Source organism: Anabaena lutea FACHB-196 (assembly GCF_014698305.1).
GTDB lineage: Bacteria > Cyanobacteriota > Cyanobacteriia > Cyanobacteriales > Nostocaceae > Anabaena > Anabaena lutea.
The window spans coordinates 29,076-46,496 of sequence record NZ_JACJST010000016.1 but is presented as its reverse complement, the minus strand read 5'-3'; the positions used below and the strand labels follow the sequence as shown (position 1 = coordinate 46,496).

Sequence of the window (17,421 nt, the reverse complement as noted above, 5' to 3'; positions counted from 1 at the left end):
GACTAGTATTTCATGAAAGTCTACATTTTTACTGTCCTCTAGATGTCATCTGCGACTATTTCCTTTACTCAAAGACAACAGTGCGATTTCCATACACTAAAACGCGATTTTGTAAATGCAATCTTACTGCCCTAGCTAACACAACTCTCTCCAAATCTTTACCCTTTCTCACTAAATCATCCACTTCATCACGGTGACTTACCCGCACCACATCCTGTTCAATAATTGGCCCCGCATCTAAATCAGCAGTAGCATAATGTGCTGTTGCGCCAATAATTTTCACACCCCTTTCAAAAGCTCGATGATAGGGATTAGCACCAATAAAAGCTGGTAAAAATGAATGATGAATATTAATAATTTGAGGAAATTTTTTAATAAAGTTTGCGCTAACAATCTGCATATATTTTGCTAAAACAACTAAATCAATCTGGTATTTTTTTAATAATTCTAGTTGTTTAAGTTCCTGTTCTAGTTTATTATGTTTAGTAATGGGAATATGATGATATTCAATACCAAATTGTTCTGCTACTCCCTGTAAATCAGGATGGTTGCTGATAATTATGGGAATTTCAGCAATAAATTCCTGAGCGCGTTGTCGCCAAATTAAATCAAAAAGACAATGGTCTTGTTTACTTACCCAAATAGCTATCCGGGGAACAGTATCAGAAAAGTGTAATTCCCATGTAGCGCCTAAAGGTTGACCAATAGCATTAAATGCTGGTTCAATCAAATCTTTTGGTAAATTAAACCCTTCTAACTGCCATTCTATGCGGGTGAGAAATAAACCAGCAGCAGCATCTGTATGTTGGTCTGCATGGATAATATTACCACCATTAGCATAGATGAAATTGGCAATTTTGGCAACTAATCCCCGTTGGTCAGGACAGGAGATTAGTAAAGTTGCTGTTGACTTCATTAGATAAATATAACTTATTTACTATTGGTGGGAGTTGGTAAAGGAAGAAGAGGTAAAGGCTGTGATTCAAGATTATTTGCGTTTTGTTTCCATTCGGATAATTCACGATTTACTGCATTGATAAAATCTGGAGATACTAACAATAGATTCATCTTACCATTTTCTTGAATATTGGGGTCAGTTTGAGCATATAAAAAACTCTTGTTAAAATTAGACTTTCCTAAACTTAACTGATGGGTTTGCTGATTTTTGAGTTTAATATCGATAGTTGATTGAGGTTTATCTAAACCAAATTCTGGGAGTTGACTAAGTGGAGTTGATAAAGTTTTTTCACTTTTACCTTTTACCAATAAATCCAGCAAATACGAGACAATTGCATCATTTGCAGGTTCTGATATTGGCGATTTGATTAACCATTTTGGCGGTTCAAGTTTATTGCTATGTTCTAGATTCAAAGTGTAATCTTTAGTTTTTACTGTTAATGACTGAATATCATCAGCAGCAAAAGAGAAAAGCTGCTGTTTTTGTTCTTTAGTTTCTTCTTGCTGAGTTGAATTTTTAGTTTCAAAGAAGTAAACAAAACCACCCAAACCCAGGGCTAAAAGTATCAAAATTAAAGTGCTGCGTTTCATTTGGTCATTGGAGATTGGTCATTGGTCATTAGTCATTGGTCATTAGTCATTGGTCATTAGTCATTGGAGATTGGTCATTGGTAATAATTATTCTCTCCCCATCTCCCCATCTCCCCATCTCCCCATCACCCCATCTCCCCATCTCCCCATCTCCCCATCTCCCCATCTCCCCATCACCCCATCTCCGCGTCCCTATCTCCTAATTGACTAATATCTATCTTCGTTTCCACCAAATAATAGTGCCTGTTGTCAAACCAATTAACGGCAAAAGCAACAAAGAAGATATGATTAAAATATTTGCTTGACTGGTTGACATGGTGATGCGACGATTTGTTGGTTCTTTGGGGCGAATTGAAAGAGGTTGCTGATCTTGCTGACTCAACCAAGTGACTGAATTAAGAAATACATCCCCATTTAATTGTTGTTCAAATAAGCCGTCTGTAGCAAAATCCGAGTTTCCTAATACTACTAACCGCGATTCTTTAGGAGTAGGTTGAGAAGTTGTTGGTGTTGGAGTTGGTGAAGTTGTTGGAGTTGGTGAAGTTGTTGGAGTTGGTGAAGTTGTTGGTGTTGGTGAAGTTGTTGGTGTTGGTGAAGTTGTTGGTGTTGGTGAAGTTGTTGGAATTGGTGAAGTTGTGGGTGTTGGTGAAGTTGTTGGAGTTGGTGAAGTTGTTGGAGTTGGTGAAGTTGTTGGAGTGGGGATAACTTGGGCTGGTAAATTTCTTTTTAACGCCACACCCAAAGTTAGAGGACCCTTGAGGTCTTTACCTTCATTAAACTCTAATTTTTCGTTTTGCTGGTCACTTTCTGCCCAACTGTTAGGATAGGGTTTAGTTTTGAGTAAAGGAATAGATTCAATACCAGAAACTGGAGTAATTACTAAAGGTCGGACTAGGGGATAAAAAGAATAACCATTACCGAAATCTTTAGTAATAGGATGCTGTCCATATTCTGAGACTAGAGGTGCTGCTGGTCCAAGTCCTAAACTTTGTCCAGAGATATCAATAGCCAAACGATTATCTAATACCACACCCCAATCTTTTAGCAAGTTATCAATTTTAGGATTGGTATTGGGGTCAATCATCAACAGTAAGTTACCGCCACGATTAAGATAGTCTTGTAAGGCTTGGACTTCACCCTCAAATAATTCTCGTTTTGCGCCGGCTAAAATCACAACAGATGCATCTTCAGGAACTTGGGAAGATTCTGCTAAGTTCAATGGTGAAGTTGTGAAGTTTTTGTCTATTAATCCCTGAACTGCTTGGGAGATTGCACCTTTACCTGGTGTAAGTTGGTGTTCCCCGTGACCTTGGAGAAAGTAAACTTTTGCGGTAGTATTGCTGGTAATTTGTTGGAGGCGATTAATTAACTTTACTTCTGAGAGAGGTTCATTTTCATTGACTGTCTGCACTAATTGCCGTTTATTTTCAAATTCTAGATATACTTCACCAAAATCTTTAACGCCAAATTTTTCTGCTAGTCCTGGTCTAATTTGAGGATCAATATATTCAAATTTAAATTTTTGACTGTGACGCTGAAAATTTTCTAGTAATTCTTGGTCTTGAGGATCTTTATCTCTGGCAAAAACCCACACTTTAGCGGTTTGTGGCAAGGTTTTTAGCAATTCTTTTGATTGGGGGGCGAGGGTAAATAACTGTGTTTCGGTTAAGTCTGCCCGCAGGTGGTAGCGAGTACCTAAAAAGTTGATTAATCCTAAAATGGTTAACACTGCTAAAGTCGCAGCTAAGGCATTTGTACCTGCTTGGGTTGAACGCTGTTTCCACCATTTAGTTTGCTGACTTTGTAATATTATCCACAAGCCGCAAATCACAGAACCTGTAATTATAAATGCTAATGGGATTAATCCCCATTTTTGGGTGATGATACCTGCTGTTACGCCGACAGATATGAAGAATGGTCCTAGCCAAAATATTAGTTTCCAAAGTTGTTTTTTAATCATTATTTATTTGTAATTTTGTAATAAGGCCTGGAATAATTAAACGCAGATAAACGCAGATGAAATGGGGATGAAATTATTTTTTGGTAGATGTCTATGGGTGATTGGGTGGGGAAGATTATGCCTTTACTGTCTTTGAAAGCGGAGTGCATCAATTGATTGGGCTGTGAGAAAGATGCCTAATATAATGTAACTGGTAAATAATATTAAGGCGCTGGTGTCAAAAATTCCTTGGACGAGGGTGTTGTAATGTTTGAGTAGGGAAAGATGACTTAATGCTTGTCCTATGGGACCGGGGATGTTTTTGGCGATTGCATCAATAGATAACAGCAAGATCATGACTGCGAAACTGAGAACTGCTGATAAAATTGTGCTGTCTGTTAATGAGGAAATAAACATTCCTAAAGATAATATGGCTGCTGCTAGTAAGATTAATCCTAAGTGACCGAGTAAGGGAATGATGGGTGACATGGGGGGATTGGAACTGCTGAGTGCGATCGCTTCAAATCCTAATAGGGGTAAAATCAATGTGATCAAAAATGTTAGCACTCCTAATAATTTGCCGACGGCTACAGCCCAATTGGTAATTGGTGATGTGGCTAATAGTTCTAATGTTCCCCGTTTGCGTTCTTCGGCATAAAGTCCCATTGAAAGTATGGGTAGGATAAATAATAACAGCCACCCCATGCGGTCTAAAAATGCCCGTACAAATTCATAAGGAACATCTATGGGCGGGACTGGGACTCCTAATTGTTGTCCTTGGATGTCATAGGCTGCTACGGTGGGCAAAATACCTCCTGGCCCTAGCAAAATCATGACGAGGAATAAGCCGGAGATAAACCAAAAGATGGCTGCAATACCATAAGCTAAGGGCGATACAAAATAACTCTGTAGTTCTCGGCGATAAATGGCAATGATATTAGCTAGTACTATACCCATCTATGCGGCTTCTCCTTCTGTGTCTGTTGAGTCTACTTCCGGGGGTAAATTCTTTTCTTCTGTGGTCAGTTGCAAAAAGACATCTTCTAGAGTGGCGTTGACACGACGCATTTCGTATAAACCGAATCCGCCCCGAATCAAAGCAGCAGCGATATTCTGACCTGGTTCGGTTCCGGGTTGCGATATGACTCGCAGGTGGCCACGGTTTTGGGTTTGGGTTTGGGTTTGATAACTGGTCGGCATTGATTCTACCAGAATCACACCTGATACATTTTGTAGCACTTGTTTTGCCAGCGTCACTTCTCCTGTAATTTCTAGGTCATATCCAGAACCACCGGTCAATTGCGTCATCAGGTTTTCTGGGGTATTGGTGGCTACGACTTTACCGCGATTAATGATGGCAACGCGGTTACAGGTCATGCTTACTTCTGGGAGAATGTGGGTTGAGAGAATAATTGTGTGGGTTCCGGCCAGGCTTTTGATTAAGTTTCGCACTTCGATGATTTGTCGGGGGTCAAGTCCAACGGTGGGTTCGTCGAGAATAATCGCTGGGGGGTCGTGGACTATGGCTTGGGCAATGCCAACTCTTTGACGATAGCCTTTAGAAAGTTTGCGAATTATGACTTTGCGTTTTTCTTCTAAGTTGCAGCGTTGCATGGCGGCTTGGACTTTGAGAGAGCGATCGCCTGCCGATACCCCCTTAATTTGGGCTACAAAGTGCAGAAAACCCTCAACTGTCATTTCGGGGTATAAAGGTGGTGTTTCCGGTAAGTAGCCGATTTTTTGCCGGACTGCGAGGGAATTTTCATGGACATCATAGCCTGCAATTTTGGCTTTACCTTTGGTTGCTGGTAAATAGCCGGCTAAAATTCGCATGGTTGTGGTTTTCCCTGCGCCATTTGGCCCCAATAAACCTAAAATTTCTCCTGGTTCGACATTAAAGGTGACATCAGTGATGGCTGAGGTAGAGCCGTAGATTTTACTGAGATGTTCAACTTCTATCATTGGTGTTGTGGTTGGTTGCAATTTAACATCCACAATATTGACATTTTCCTGAAGGAAATGTGGAGAGATTTTCGCGCACTACCAGAAAATACTGGATTTAATGAACCGCGTATCGCTAAAGCGAAAGCTCTGCTAACACGCAGTGTCCCGCAGGGATAGACGCAAAGGACGCGAAGAGAAGAAAGAAGGAAATAAAAGAAAGAAGTATTCACAAACCAAAAGCAGAAAGCAGAAATCATAAAGTATTGTAAAACTTCGCAGAATTTATAGACAAATATAGTCCTCTCTAGTCATTAATTACCGATAAGTCAGCTAAAATCACTTATACAGACTTTCTGGTGCAAAAGGAAATGAGCGACAATGTTATTAGACACAAGTAGAAACATAAGTTAGTATATATTTACTAACATCTACAGAGAGTAGCTAGTGTATGCAGTTGGTCGAGCGGCATATCATTCAACGAAATCATCCCCACTATCAGGAGATTGATCAGTTATGTTTTGCTGCTAAAAACCTCTACAATTATGCTAATTTCCATATTCGTCAAAGTTTTATTTTTGCTCAAAAATACCTCGATTACAATTGTTTAGCAAAACAATTAAAATCTACAGAACCATACCTTGCCTTACCAGCCAAAGTTGCCCAACAAGTCTTATTAGGAATACATCGCAACTGGTTAAGTTTTTTTGCAGCAATTAAAGCATACACAGAAGATAAATCCAAATTTTTAGGCAGACCGAAATTACCCAAATATAAACACAAAGAAAAAGGCAGACATTTATTAGTTTACACAGCCCAGGCAGTGAGTAAACCAAAAATGAAAGCTGGGTTGATTCACTTGTCACAAACACAGACTCACATTCCTACAAAAGTAGACTATAGAAATCTCAATCAAGTGAGAATTGTCCCAAAAATTGACCATTATGTAGTAGAAGTTGTCTATGAAAAAGAGGAAATAGATAATTGTTTAGACCCTAATTCCATAGCAGCGATTGATTTAGGAATAGATAATCTAGCAACTTTAACATCAAACCAGCCGGGATTTTTACCAGTTCTGGTTTCTGGGCGGATTGTCAAATCAATTAATCGTTATTACAATCACAGAAAAGCTAATTTACAATCTTTACTACCTGCACATCAAAAGACATCTAAACGATTACAAAGTTTAACTAGAAAACGGAATTTTCGAGTAGATGATTATCTGCATAAAGCCAGTCGGTTAATTATTGACCATTTAGTGAAGTGTGGAATTGGGACTTTAGTAATTGGTCAAAATCTATTCTGGAAACAGAATGCTAATTTGGGTAGCAGAAATAATCAAAACTTTGTTTGTATTCCTCATAGTAGATTTGTACAGCAGTTGAGTTATAAGGCGAAGTTAGTGGGGATAAAGGTATTGGTTTCTGAGGAGTCTTACACTTCTGTAGCTTCTTTTTTAGACCAAGATCCTGTTCCTACTTATGGAGAAGCTGCCTCAAAAGAAGTTAACACTTCGACTACGCTCAGTGTAAAATTTAGTGGTCGTAGAATCAGGACTAAGCTTTATCAAGCAGGTAATGGTTTATTGATTCATGCTGATGTCAATGGTAGTCTGAATATTTTAAGAAAAGTAGTCCCGACAGCTTTTAGTCTAGGGATAGGGGAGCCACTGCGTTGGGCGGGTTTCCCGACTTGTAGCAAGTGGCGTGGCGTTGTATTTCGCCCCGTCGGGGTTATTCCCGGCAAACAAATGGCATGAGATATTTGTTTATGCTTTTTGGAACTATAAACTATAAATTACAAAGTATAAATTATAAATTATGGTTGTTGCTACAATCTATATAAACCCTGTGGCAGGTAATGATACTAATGCAGGCTCCCGGTTAAGCCCTTTTAAAACTATTACCCGCGCCCTCAAAGCTACCACAACATCTACCATTATTCAGTTAGCACCAGGAACTTACAGCACCGCTAGTGGTGAAGTTTTTCCCTTGATTATTCCCACACAGATGTTAGTGGTGGGTAACGAAGCTAACAAAGGTAACTTAATTGTGATTACTGGAGGTGGTGAGTATCAAAGTCCTAGTTTTGGTCTGCAAAATATCACTATGCTGTTGCTAGGTGATGCCAGTCTGTTGGGTGTAACGGTGACGAATTCTATCTCTAAGGGTACAGGTATTTGGATTGAATCGACAGCACCAACTTTGGCTAATAATACCTTCAGTAAATGTGGAAGGGAAGGAATATTTACGACTGGTAATGCTAAACCGGCAATTCTAGATAATGTGTTTGTGCAGAATGTGTCCAGCGGGTTAATGATGGCACGTAATAGCAAGGGGGAAGTGCTGCGGAATAGTTTTCAAAATAACCCTATAGGGATAGCAATTAGTGATTTTGCTGCGCCACTGCTGGCAAATAATAAGCTTTCAGAAAACCGGATAGCGATCGCACTTTCTCGTGATGCAAGTCCTGTACTACGGCGAAATCTGATTACCAAAAATAGCCAAGGTGGTTTATTGGTGAATGGTAACGCTGTTCCTGACTTAGGTAGCGCCCAAGATCCCGCTGATAATATTTTTCGGGATCAAGGTGAATTTGATGTCCAAAATTTATCATCCCAAACATTAACTTCTGTTGGTAATCTGTTGAATCCTAGTCAGGTGAAGGGATTGGTAAAATTTATCGCTGCCACAGCAGAAACGCCCAGTCAAGTGGGAATTAGCAGCAGTTTTTCTGACTTAGATGGACATTGGGCGGCGGCTTTTGTAGAAGCCTTAGTCAACAAAGGTTTGATTAGCGGCTTTCCTGATGGTACTTTTCAACCATCCACACCAATTACCCGCGCTCAATATGCGGCTTTAATTACCAAAACTTTTCAACTACTGACTAGTAATAAATTAGATAAATTTAAAGATGTAAAAACTGACTTCTGGGCAGCAGTTGCTATTGCCAGTGCAGTTGATGGGGGTTTTCTCAGTGGCTTTCCCGACGGGACATTTCGACCAGGGCAGAATTTAACCAAGGTTCAGGCAATAGTCTCAATTGTCAATGGTTTAAAATTGACCGGTGGCAATCCCAATGGGTTAACAGTGTATAGCGATCGCGCTCAAATTCCCAGTTATGCTATCAATGCAGTTACAGTTGCTACGCAAAAATTATTAGTAGTTAATTACCCGCAAACAGGATTACTAGAACCATTACGAGAAATTACTCGTGCTGAGGTGACAGCTTTAATTTATCAGGCTTTAGTCGCTAGAGGTTCAGTAGAAGCCATCTCTTCTCCTTATATTGTCAAACCAGAAACAGAGATTCCCTCCTTCTCTGATTTAGTAGGACACTGGGCAGAACCATTTATCCGTGCCTTAGTGAGTATGAGCTTAACTCAAGGTTTTGCAGATGGGAGTTATCGACCAGATAAACCCATGACTCGCGCCCAATATACGGCTTTAGTCGCGGCCGCTTTTAACCCCATAGCCAAACGCCAAGCCACAGAATTTACTGATGTCCCTCCAGATTTTTGGGCAGCTAAAGCCATACAAACGGCTGCCAGAGGTGGTTTTGTGAGCGGATTTAGCGATCGCACATTTCGCCCCGATCAGAATGTGCAACGGTTACAGGTGATTGTTTCCCTGGTGAACGGATTAGGACTACCAGCAGCTGAGAATAATGTCTCACTGGCTTACAGCGATAGAAAGTCTATTCCAGAATATGCCCGAAGTGCGATCGCCACTGCCACCCAACAGAAAATGATTGTGAATTATCCAGATCCTCAGCTACTTGCACCCACAAGGGATGCCACAAGGGCGGAAGTTGCAGCTATGATATATCAGGCATTAGTTGCCTTAAAGCGTACTAAACCCATTAATTCACCCTATATAGGACTGACGTAAGGTATTATTTTGCATATTAGCAATTGACAAGTAGAATGAAAAACACTGCCTATCAAATTTGCAGCTGATGAGAAAATACTCATGTAGCCAAAAAGACGCTAGGCTAGATGCGATGGGTGAAACATTTATACCTATTGCCTGGAACTAACAGCCCCATGCTAACAACAGCCCCAGATACGTCCGCAGAATTAGCCGCTAAATTATTAGTTCATTATAGTTTTGAACTGAGTGGGTATAGTGCCAGTGAATTAATTAACAGCTGGCGACGAGAATACCCACTGCATTGGTTACACTTGGCAGTGGTCGAAGCACTGTATCAAGGTCGTTATAAAGCGATATCAGTACAACAAATTTTAACTTTTTGGCTCCGGCGGGGAGAGGTGATTTATCATTTCAATATGGAATTTGAACGCCTGATTTGCAGCAAATTTCCGGAAAGCTTAACCAAAATATCTCCACCAGTTTTACCACAGTTACCACAAGCACCGCCGATTGAACAAACAAAAAATGCTCAATTAATTCCTGCTAAAGTTGGGACTGCTTACCAAGAAAGTAAGCTTCCCACTCAATCTTTAGCAAATAGTGAGCAAGAAGGGCGCGTTTTAACATCTCCTTCTTTTAAAGTAGCGACGGATATAAGTAAAAGGCAGTTAGCGACAGCTGTTAGTCAAAAGCTGATGACTCAGGGGAGTTTGATTCCAGCCAAAGAGCTAAAACAGCTGCCAGAAAATGCTAATAACCCTCCAATTGGACAGTTTACGCCCCAAAGGAGCGATCGCTCTGAATCCTTCACATCTAAACTCAAAGCGATGACAGGAGAAGAGCCGGAATTTGCTGTGTAATGGTTTAGGGGGCAGGGTGCAGGGGACACGGAGATGGGGAGATGGGGAGATGGGGAGATGGGGAGATGGGGAGATGGGGAGATGGGGAGATGGGGAGATGGGGGGACGCGGAGATGGGGGGACGCGAGGAAAATTAATAATTACCTGTTCCCTGTTCCCTGTTCCTTGTTCCCTGTTTACGAATTACGAATTAATTCAAGGGTTGAATAATCGCTTTTAAACCTTTACTACTCAAAATTTGCACCATTTCACTGGCGTTATTTTGACTACTAAAAGTTCCAACTTGCATGACTTTACGACCTTGCCAGGTTTTGGAAAAAGCATCAGGGGCTACGGAAAGCACTACTTCTCGCTGTTGGTTATTTGTAACTGGAACTATGACACGATAACGTACACTCCTGGAAGTAGTTGTATAAAGTTTAGGTGCTGATATTATTACTGAATTGTTAGGGAGAGATGCTTGAGGTGCAGTAAACTCAATGACTCCCGGCTCAATTCGCACATAATTTAATTGCCGTGTATCTGATTGTTCTCCAGAGGTAGTTAGCTGGGAATTATTGCTGGGGAAAGAAGTTTGCACATTAGCTGGTATTGGTGATAGTTGACCGTTTGGGGAAGTAGTTCTGTCACTGGGTACTATAGCTAAATACTGATTGGGAGTTGTGGTAATTGTGGGGGCAGCAAAGACAATTTCTCTGCCTTGAGGTGTTTCCTGTAGGGAGAAAGAATCAGGTGGAGAGTTTCTGGCTATAGGGGCTGTTCTGGCGTTAATATCTACATTGCCAATGATGCGGTTTTTGGCTAGGTTGTTGCCTGGGGCAGAGATTAGCTGCTTGGCAGCTTTAGCATTAATATCATAGCGACCGTTATTCCGAAATTGATTTCCACCTGGTTCAGTGAAGTTTCCTAAATCTGGTGTAGCTTGGGCAATGATGACCAACCCATCTTCTTGACTGCCTGCAATTAAATTATTCCGCAAAGTCGGGCGGGTATTGGCTTGTGCAATAATTCCTGATCTGTTGTTGAGAATTTGATTGCCGATAATGAGGGGAGCAGCATTCTGGGCAATGTTAATGCCAAAACCAGTTTGTTGAAAGACATTTTCCAGGACTTCAGGACGGGAATTACCAGTCACAGTGATCCCATTAGCGCCATTGCGGTAAAAATAATTGTTGCTAATAGTCGGTGTAGCATTGCCTGTGACGGAAATTCCATCTTGGGTATTAGCAGTGAATGTATTTTCCTGAACTAGGAGATTGGTTGATTCCAGCCATAAACCATATCCACGGGGATTGCTGTTGGTGAGAGTGACTCCAGTTAAGCTTGTTTGGTTAGCACCAACAATGGTAACGTTTTGACCACCAAAGCTACGACTGAGGTATTCGCCACCGCCAATAATTTTGATATCTCTGCCTTTGTTGCGAATGTCTCCTTGAATGGCTACACCTGGTTTGAGGAATAAGGGAAATACTTCTCCGGTTTTGGCACTGTATGTACCTGGCGAGAGGATAATGAGACTATTAGGCTGTGCTACTTGTAAGGCTTGGGTAATTGTCTTCCAAGGAGCGCTCGCGCTACCATTACCTACTTTGTCATCTCCAGCACTTGGGTTGACAAATAGGACGTTAACCTGAGAGAGTATTTTCTCGTTGTCAAGTTTCCGTTCTTCTGAGATGGTAATCTGGGCAATGGCGCTGCTAAAACTTGTGTTTAAAAGTGCTATACTCACGATTCCTAAAGCAAAGCTTAAACTCAATATTGAGGCAGGCCAATCTGAATATCTGCCTAGTTGAGGAAAAACCAGCTTTGTTGGCAGGATATCTGCTTTGTGGTTATAAAAAAATTTAAAGTGAGGCATCAAATTTAACTAACTCCTCTAGAACACACACTGAAGTTTTATACTTTCATACAGTAATATTATGTGAATAATATGACTCATAATTTGACCAATTGGCTATTTTTCATGCAAATTAGTTTAGTAAATAGTTAATGATACAAATATTATGAAACAGGCTGGAGGTTTTATGATTGGACTAACAACGGAGTTGTTGTAATGGTCGAAGCCCACAGCCAAAAACAGCAAGTACAGCAAGTGGTTTACCGCATTTTAGACGCAAACTTAGACCGCGCTCGTGAGGGTCTGCGAATTATTGAGGAATGGTGTCGCTTTGGCTTAAATGATGCCCAGTTAGCTGGGGTCTGTAAGCACCTACGTCAAGAGGTAGGTAGCTGGCATACGGCACAAATGAGGGCGGCACGAGATACTCCAGGTGATGCTGGGACTGATTTAACCCATCCCCAAGAAGAACAACGAGCTAATATTACATCGTTGTTGCAAGCCAATTTTTGTCGTGTTCAAGAAGCACTGAGGGTGCTGGAGGAATATGGCAAGCTGTATGACCCAAATATGGGTAGTGCTTTTAAGCAAATGCGCTATCAGGTTTATACCCTAGAAAGTAATTTAATGGGTTATCAGCGCCATCAATTATTATGGCGATCGCGCTTATATTTGGTAACGTCTCCGGTAGATAATTTATTTGAGATTGTGGAAGCGGCTCTCAAAGGTGGTTTAACGCTGCTACAGTATCGAGAAAAAACGGCTGATGATGTGATTCGTCTGGAAAGAGCTAGGAAACTTAGGCAGTTATGTGATGATTATGGGGCTTTGTTCATTATCAATGACCGGGTAGATTTGGCTTTGGCTGTCAATGCTGATGGGGTGCATTTGGGACAACAAGATATTCCTATTGCTATTGCCCGACAATTACTAGGATCGCAGCGTTTGATAGGACGCTCTACCACAAATCCTCAAGAAATGCAAGGGGCAATTGCGGAAGGTGCAGATTATATTGGTGTGGGGCCAGTATATGAAACGCCGACAAAAGTAGGTAAGGCAGCAACAGGTTTAGAATATGTCAGCTATGCGGCTCAAAATTGTCCAATTCCCTGGGTGGCGATTGGGGGAATAGATACGAGTAATATTAATGATGTAATTGATGCGGGAGCGCAAAAAGTGGCTGTGGTGCGATCGCTCATGCAATCTGAACAACCGACGTTAGTCACACAGTATTTTATTTCCCAACTTTATCGGAAGTAGGTGATTGGTGATTGGTGATTGGTGATTGGTGATTGGTGATTGGTCATTAGTCATTGGTCATTTTCTCCGCGTCACCGCGTCTCCGTGTCCCCGCGTCTCCCCATCCCCGTGTCTCCCCATCTCCCCTGTTTTCAATTAAGAATTAAGAATTACGAATTACGAATTACGGATTATGAATTCTAAAGTTATTTTGCAAGTCAATGGGGAAACACAGAGTTGTGTATCCGAAACGTCTTTACCTGAGTTACTTCAGCAGTTGGGTTTTAATCCCCGGTTAGTGGCGGTGGAATACAATGGTGAAATCTTACACCGTCAGTTTTGGTCAGAGACTAAAATCGAAAATGGCGATCGCTTGGAAGTGGTGACTATTGTTGGTGGTGGATAGAAAGAAGGTAGGGAGATGGGGAGACGCGGGGACGCGGAGATGGAGAGACACGGGGACGCGGTAACAGGGAGGAATGACTAATGACCAATGACCAATCACCAATCACCAATCACCAATTAATAATTCAATAAACAAGAATAACGAGATTCAGGTGCATATAGCCAACGGTGATAGGTTTTGCGTTTAGCTAGTTCTTGTCCTTGACGACCAAATTTTTCCCGTAGTTGTTTGTCTTGACACAAACGCTTAAAGGCTTGTAAAACTTCATAGCCTGAATCTGGATTTACCAACAGTCCATTCTCTTCATGGTGAACTGTGTCTAAAATACTCCCTAAGCGAGAAGCAATTACAGGTTTACCAAAGTATTCTGCTTCTAAATAAACCATGCCAAAATTATCTATGTTTTTAGCTTTTTCTGACTCTACAGTTAGCATGGCGAAAATGTCGCAGGCTGCATAATAACTGGCTAATTCCCGTTCGGCTACATAGCCAGCAAAGTGTACTCTTTTATCTACTCGCAAACGCTGGGATAGATTTTTTAGCTGTGGTTCACAGAAACCTTCACCGCAAATTATGTAGTGAACATCTACACCAACAGTTAATAGTAAGGGGATGTTATCTATGACTCGGTCGAAGTTTTTATGTTTGAGCAATTTACCAACTGAGAGAATCACAATTGCTGTTTCGGGAATGTTGTAAACTTGACGTAAGCGAACGCGTAATTCGTCGAGATGACTAGGACTGGTGGGAGTACCAAATTTTTCTGGTCTGACTACTGGGTTAATGACGTGGGTAGGAGTATCTACGCGAAATTTACTTCTTAAAGTATCTCTGATATAGGAACTGTGACATACAATTCCTTCTGCCCGTTTTAGGGTAATTTTAAATAGCCATCTCCACAAAGGATTAGATGTAATACTAACCAAGTCATTACCGTGGAGGTAGATGAAAAATCGAATAGGTAAGATATAACTGAGTATTAACAAAGCTATAAAATCTTCACCATGACACCATTCAATGTAGCGATAACGATAGCGGAAATATAGCTTAATGGCTAGTAATAATGAGCAAATAATATTAAAAAAAGACTTGAATATCTTGCTCAATACATTACCACAGCAGAAACTAAAGTATGGCCAGCGATAAACTGGAAAATTTTGCGCTTTGTCAAATATTTTATCTCCTGAACAACCAGCGGCTAATACAATGACTCTGTCTGGATCTTGCAAACAGCGATTATATACATATTCCCCAATTACAGCCTCTTGCGGACGGAAGATTCGGGAGATAACTAGGATATCTGGATAAGTTGTATTGTCCCTAAATTGTGTCCCTAGTTGTGAAATATGTTCCATGATGATGTTTTTAATAAACTTGATATCCTTGAACTAATTGTTAATTTGTCGCAGTTTGATTGGCGATAAGTGAATTTGAACACTCATAGCTGATCTGGCTGATTATTTTGTCAAGATTCGGAATTGAAAATCAAGAATTAACAATGAAGGGAGATTGATTTTTAAATTGGCTTGTTTATATTTTTGTCGGCAATTGACTATTGATATCAAGTCCGGGTAATTGCTGTTCAAAAAAAAACTCGACCCATCACCGTGCGGTTCCCTAATGATAACTATTCAAACGGACACGATATGATGGGTTATTTTTTGGCATAATCAACTTGAGCTAGATTTTATCGCGGATAGGATTGTGGCAATTTCTTGGAGAATGCTGGTGAAATTACTAAATCTAGCTGATATTAATAGACTAGCCTAAATATGTCCAAAATCCATGCCAAATTGCCAAAATATCTCTAATAAATTGATACTTTAGGCAATAGATTGTATTTCCTAAGAATGATTTATATTTGTTCATGCTATTGTAAAATTTTGCCTTGTTTATCCTGACATTGAAGGTGTTTATTCTCTTGTGGGCAACAGAATAAACTACCAATTCGTATATTTTTACCTCTGTACAGATGTTGATAATTTCCACTCAGAGACATACGTGGTACTTGTTATTTTTTTATTGATTGGATCTGTATTTATAGCAGCTATCATTACTCTAACCCCCTGCCAATATGTGCTGAATATTATTTCCCTATCCGGAAAAAAATTAGTCCTGATGAGAAAAAAATTATCTGGGTATGTGTCAGTTTATGAAGTAAGATTTTTGGTTTAATTACAGTGAATACAGAAGGGAAGAAATAGGTTGGTGTAAATAATTATCGTTGGGACAAGGTAGGGGGAAAAGAGTCTGAGCCTTATTGACTTTTCTTCACGCATTTTGGTTATCTCACGCCCACCTAACTTAATATCAAGTCGGGTTGTTCGCTTCAGCGTATCCTTATACTGCTTAACTATTACGAATTACGAATTACGTTAGCGTTCGCGTAGCGTGCCGTAGGCATAGCTCCTCTGAAAGAGGCATTACGAATTACGAATTATTTTAATTGATTCCAAAGTTCTGTATTTGCAAAGATGTTTCGCGGTACGGTTATCTACGCGAGAAATCCCCCCTGCGTTTGCTGTCAACCCAAGATAATACCCTGTAGATTGGATATATATAGCAGTGAACAGGGAATAGGGAACTCTTAACAGGCTTAAAAGTCTGCTGAGTGGTACTGCACTTGCTTGTGGCTATTGTCTCCTACCAATGGGGGAGAAAACTTAAAAATACTGCAATTCCAGATTAGTTATGCATAAAAAAATACAAAGAATCTTCAAACCCCTGTTAAAAATCACCTTTGTCCTCAGTCTGGTGCTGGCTTTAGCACTGGGGAATGCTGATGGTGCTTTAGCTGCACGCAGTGGTGGACGTATTGGTGGGGGTTCTTTTAGAATGCCTTCTAGCCGGACTTATACACCACGCACCTACGCACCTGGTGGTGGGGGATATTATCCTGGTGGCGGTTTTGGTGGTGGTTTTGGTTTTCCGTTCTTACTTCCCTTGTGGGGTATTGGGGGAGGTTTTGGCGGGTTGTTTGGTATTTTAATCTTTTTTGCGATCGCTAATTTCTTAGTCCAAAGTTTCCGCCGTGTTAGCAGTCCAGAAGGTGAAGAAGTAAGCTACAACAGCAATCCCGGTGTTTCTGTCACTCGTTTACAAGTAGGTTTATTAGCACAAGCTAGAGGTTTACAAACCGAACTTAACCAAATTGCCGAAAAAGCTGATACCAACACCCCAGAAGGGAGAACAGAAATTTTGCAAGAAGCGAGTTTGGCTTTACTACGTCATCCTGAATATTGGGTATATGCCGGTGGTGGTAGCCAACAAGTGAAATTAAATGCGGCTGAATCACAATTTAACCGTTTGTCATTGGCTGAACGCAGCAAGTTTAGCGAAGAAACTCTTTCTAATGTTAACAATCAGCTAAAATCCGTTCTGGCTAAAGAATTACCCGGTGAAGTCGATAATCCCACTCGTCTGATTAGTGAAGGGCCTGGAGAATATCTGATTGTCACTTTATTAGCTGCAACTTTGGGTAAATTTGAAATTCCCCAAATTAATAGCGCCGATGATTTACGTCAAGCTTTGCGACAAATTGGTAGTCTTCCTGGTGAGCAACTTTTAGCCCTTGAAGTGTTGTGGACTCCTCAAGCCGAAGGTGATACTTTGACTACAGATGATTTGTTTGCTGAGTATCCTGATTTGAAGTTGGTTTAACCAAGCTTTCGTTATGTAGGAAAATTTCTCGTTTCTCGTTCCCATACTCTGTATGGGAATGAATTCTACAAGGCTCTGCCTGTGGGCGTGATAGTAGAGTCAGAGACTCTTGGATAGAA

Annotated in this window: 13 protein-coding genes; 6 read left to right on the top strand and 7 right to left on the bottom strand. The window is 40.7% G+C overall.

All coding sequences use genetic code 11. The features are described 5' to 3' along the window. Positions 1-64 precede the first annotated feature (64 nt). The 5 genes from purU to H6G59_RS17235 form a co-directional block, all read right to left on the bottom strand. Positions 65-916: a formyltetrahydrofolate deformylase gene (purU, locus tag H6G59_RS17255; RefSeq protein WP_190716520.1), complete on the bottom strand. Its 852-nt coding sequence runs from the start codon at positions 914-916 to the stop codon at positions 65-67. 14 nt (positions 917-930) lie between these two features. Continuing rightward, on the bottom strand, positions 931-1,548 hold the full coding sequence (locus H6G59_RS17250) for a DUF4340 domain-containing protein (RefSeq protein ID WP_190716518.1): 618 nt from the start codon (positions 1,546-1,548) through the stop codon (positions 931-933). Positions 1,549-1,762: 214 nt separating this feature from the next. Continuing rightward, positions 1,763-3,508: a GldG family protein gene (locus H6G59_RS17245; RefSeq protein ID WP_190716516.1), complete on the bottom strand. Its 1,746-nt coding sequence runs from the start codon at positions 3,506-3,508 to the stop codon at positions 1,763-1,765. Positions 3,509-3,631: 123 nt separating this feature from the next. Then, the gene (locus tag H6G59_RS17240; protein WP_190716514.1) at positions 3,632-4,444 is read right to left on the bottom strand and encodes an ABC transporter permease; all 813 of its coding nucleotides are present in this window, start codon (positions 4,442-4,444) and stop codon (positions 3,632-3,634) included. Beyond that, positions 4,445-5,449 carry an ABC transporter ATP-binding protein gene (locus H6G59_RS17235; protein WP_190716661.1) on the bottom strand — a complete coding sequence of 335 codons (1,005 nt, stop codon included), beginning with the start codon at positions 5,447-5,449 and terminating at the stop codon, positions 4,445-4,447. A 430-nt stretch (positions 5,450-5,879) separates the two neighbouring features. Here H6G59_RS17235 and H6G59_RS17230 point away from each other — a divergent pair, with 430 nt between their 5' ends. The 3 genes from H6G59_RS17230 to H6G59_RS17220 all read left to right on the top strand — a co-directional run bounded on the left by H6G59_RS17230 (position 5,880) and on the right by H6G59_RS17220 (position 10,160). After that, positions 5,880-7,187 carry an RNA-guided endonuclease InsQ/TnpB family protein gene (locus H6G59_RS17230; RefSeq protein WP_190716512.1) on the top strand — a complete coding sequence of 436 codons (1,308 nt, stop codon included), beginning with the start codon at positions 5,880-5,882 and terminating at the stop codon, positions 7,185-7,187. 61 nt (positions 7,188-7,248) lie between these two features. After that, positions 7,249-9,318: an S-layer homology domain-containing protein gene (locus H6G59_RS17225; RefSeq protein WP_190716509.1), complete on the top strand. Its 2,070-nt coding sequence runs from the start codon at positions 7,249-7,251 to the stop codon at positions 9,316-9,318. 155 nt (positions 9,319-9,473) lie between these two features. After that, positions 9,474-10,160, top strand: a complete 687-nt coding sequence (locus tag H6G59_RS17220; protein WP_242038905.1) for a hypothetical protein — start codon at positions 9,474-9,476, stop codon at positions 10,158-10,160. Between the two features lie 190 nt (positions 10,161-10,350). Here the strand turns inward: H6G59_RS17220 and H6G59_RS17215 are convergent, their stop codons facing one another. Further along, on the bottom strand, positions 10,351-12,018 hold the full coding sequence (locus H6G59_RS17215; RefSeq protein ID WP_190716505.1) for a DUF1565 domain-containing protein: 1,668 nt from the start codon (positions 12,016-12,018) through the stop codon (positions 10,351-10,353). Positions 12,019-12,213: 195 nt separating this feature from the next. Here H6G59_RS17215 and H6G59_RS17210 point away from each other — a divergent pair, with 195 nt between their 5' ends. Both H6G59_RS17210 and thiS read left to right on the top strand, forming a co-directional pair. Further along, the gene (locus tag H6G59_RS17210) at positions 12,214-13,257 is read left to right on the top strand and encodes a thiamine phosphate synthase (protein WP_190716503.1); all 1,044 of its coding nucleotides are present in this window, start codon (positions 12,214-12,216) and stop codon (positions 13,255-13,257) included. A gap of 172 nt (positions 13,258-13,429) precedes the next feature. Further along, positions 13,430-13,642: a sulfur carrier protein ThiS gene (gene thiS / locus H6G59_RS17205; protein ID WP_190716501.1), complete on the top strand. Its 213-nt coding sequence runs from the start codon at positions 13,430-13,432 to the stop codon at positions 13,640-13,642. Positions 13,643-13,758: 116 nt separating this feature from the next. On the opposite strand, the gene H6G59_RS17200 is transcribed toward thiS, so the two are convergent. Next, entirely contained in the window at positions 13,759-14,997 is a 1,239-nt protein-coding gene (locus H6G59_RS17200; protein WP_190716499.1) for a glycosyltransferase family 4 protein, read from the bottom strand. Positions 14,998-16,333: 1,336 nt separating this feature from the next. Here H6G59_RS17200 and H6G59_RS17195 point away from each other — a divergent pair. Continuing rightward, positions 16,334-17,302 (top strand): DUF1517 domain-containing protein, encoded by a 969-nt coding sequence (locus tag H6G59_RS17195; protein ID WP_190716497.1) that lies wholly within the window; start codon positions 16,334-16,336, stop codon positions 17,300-17,302. Positions 17,303-17,421: the final 119 nt, after the last annotated feature.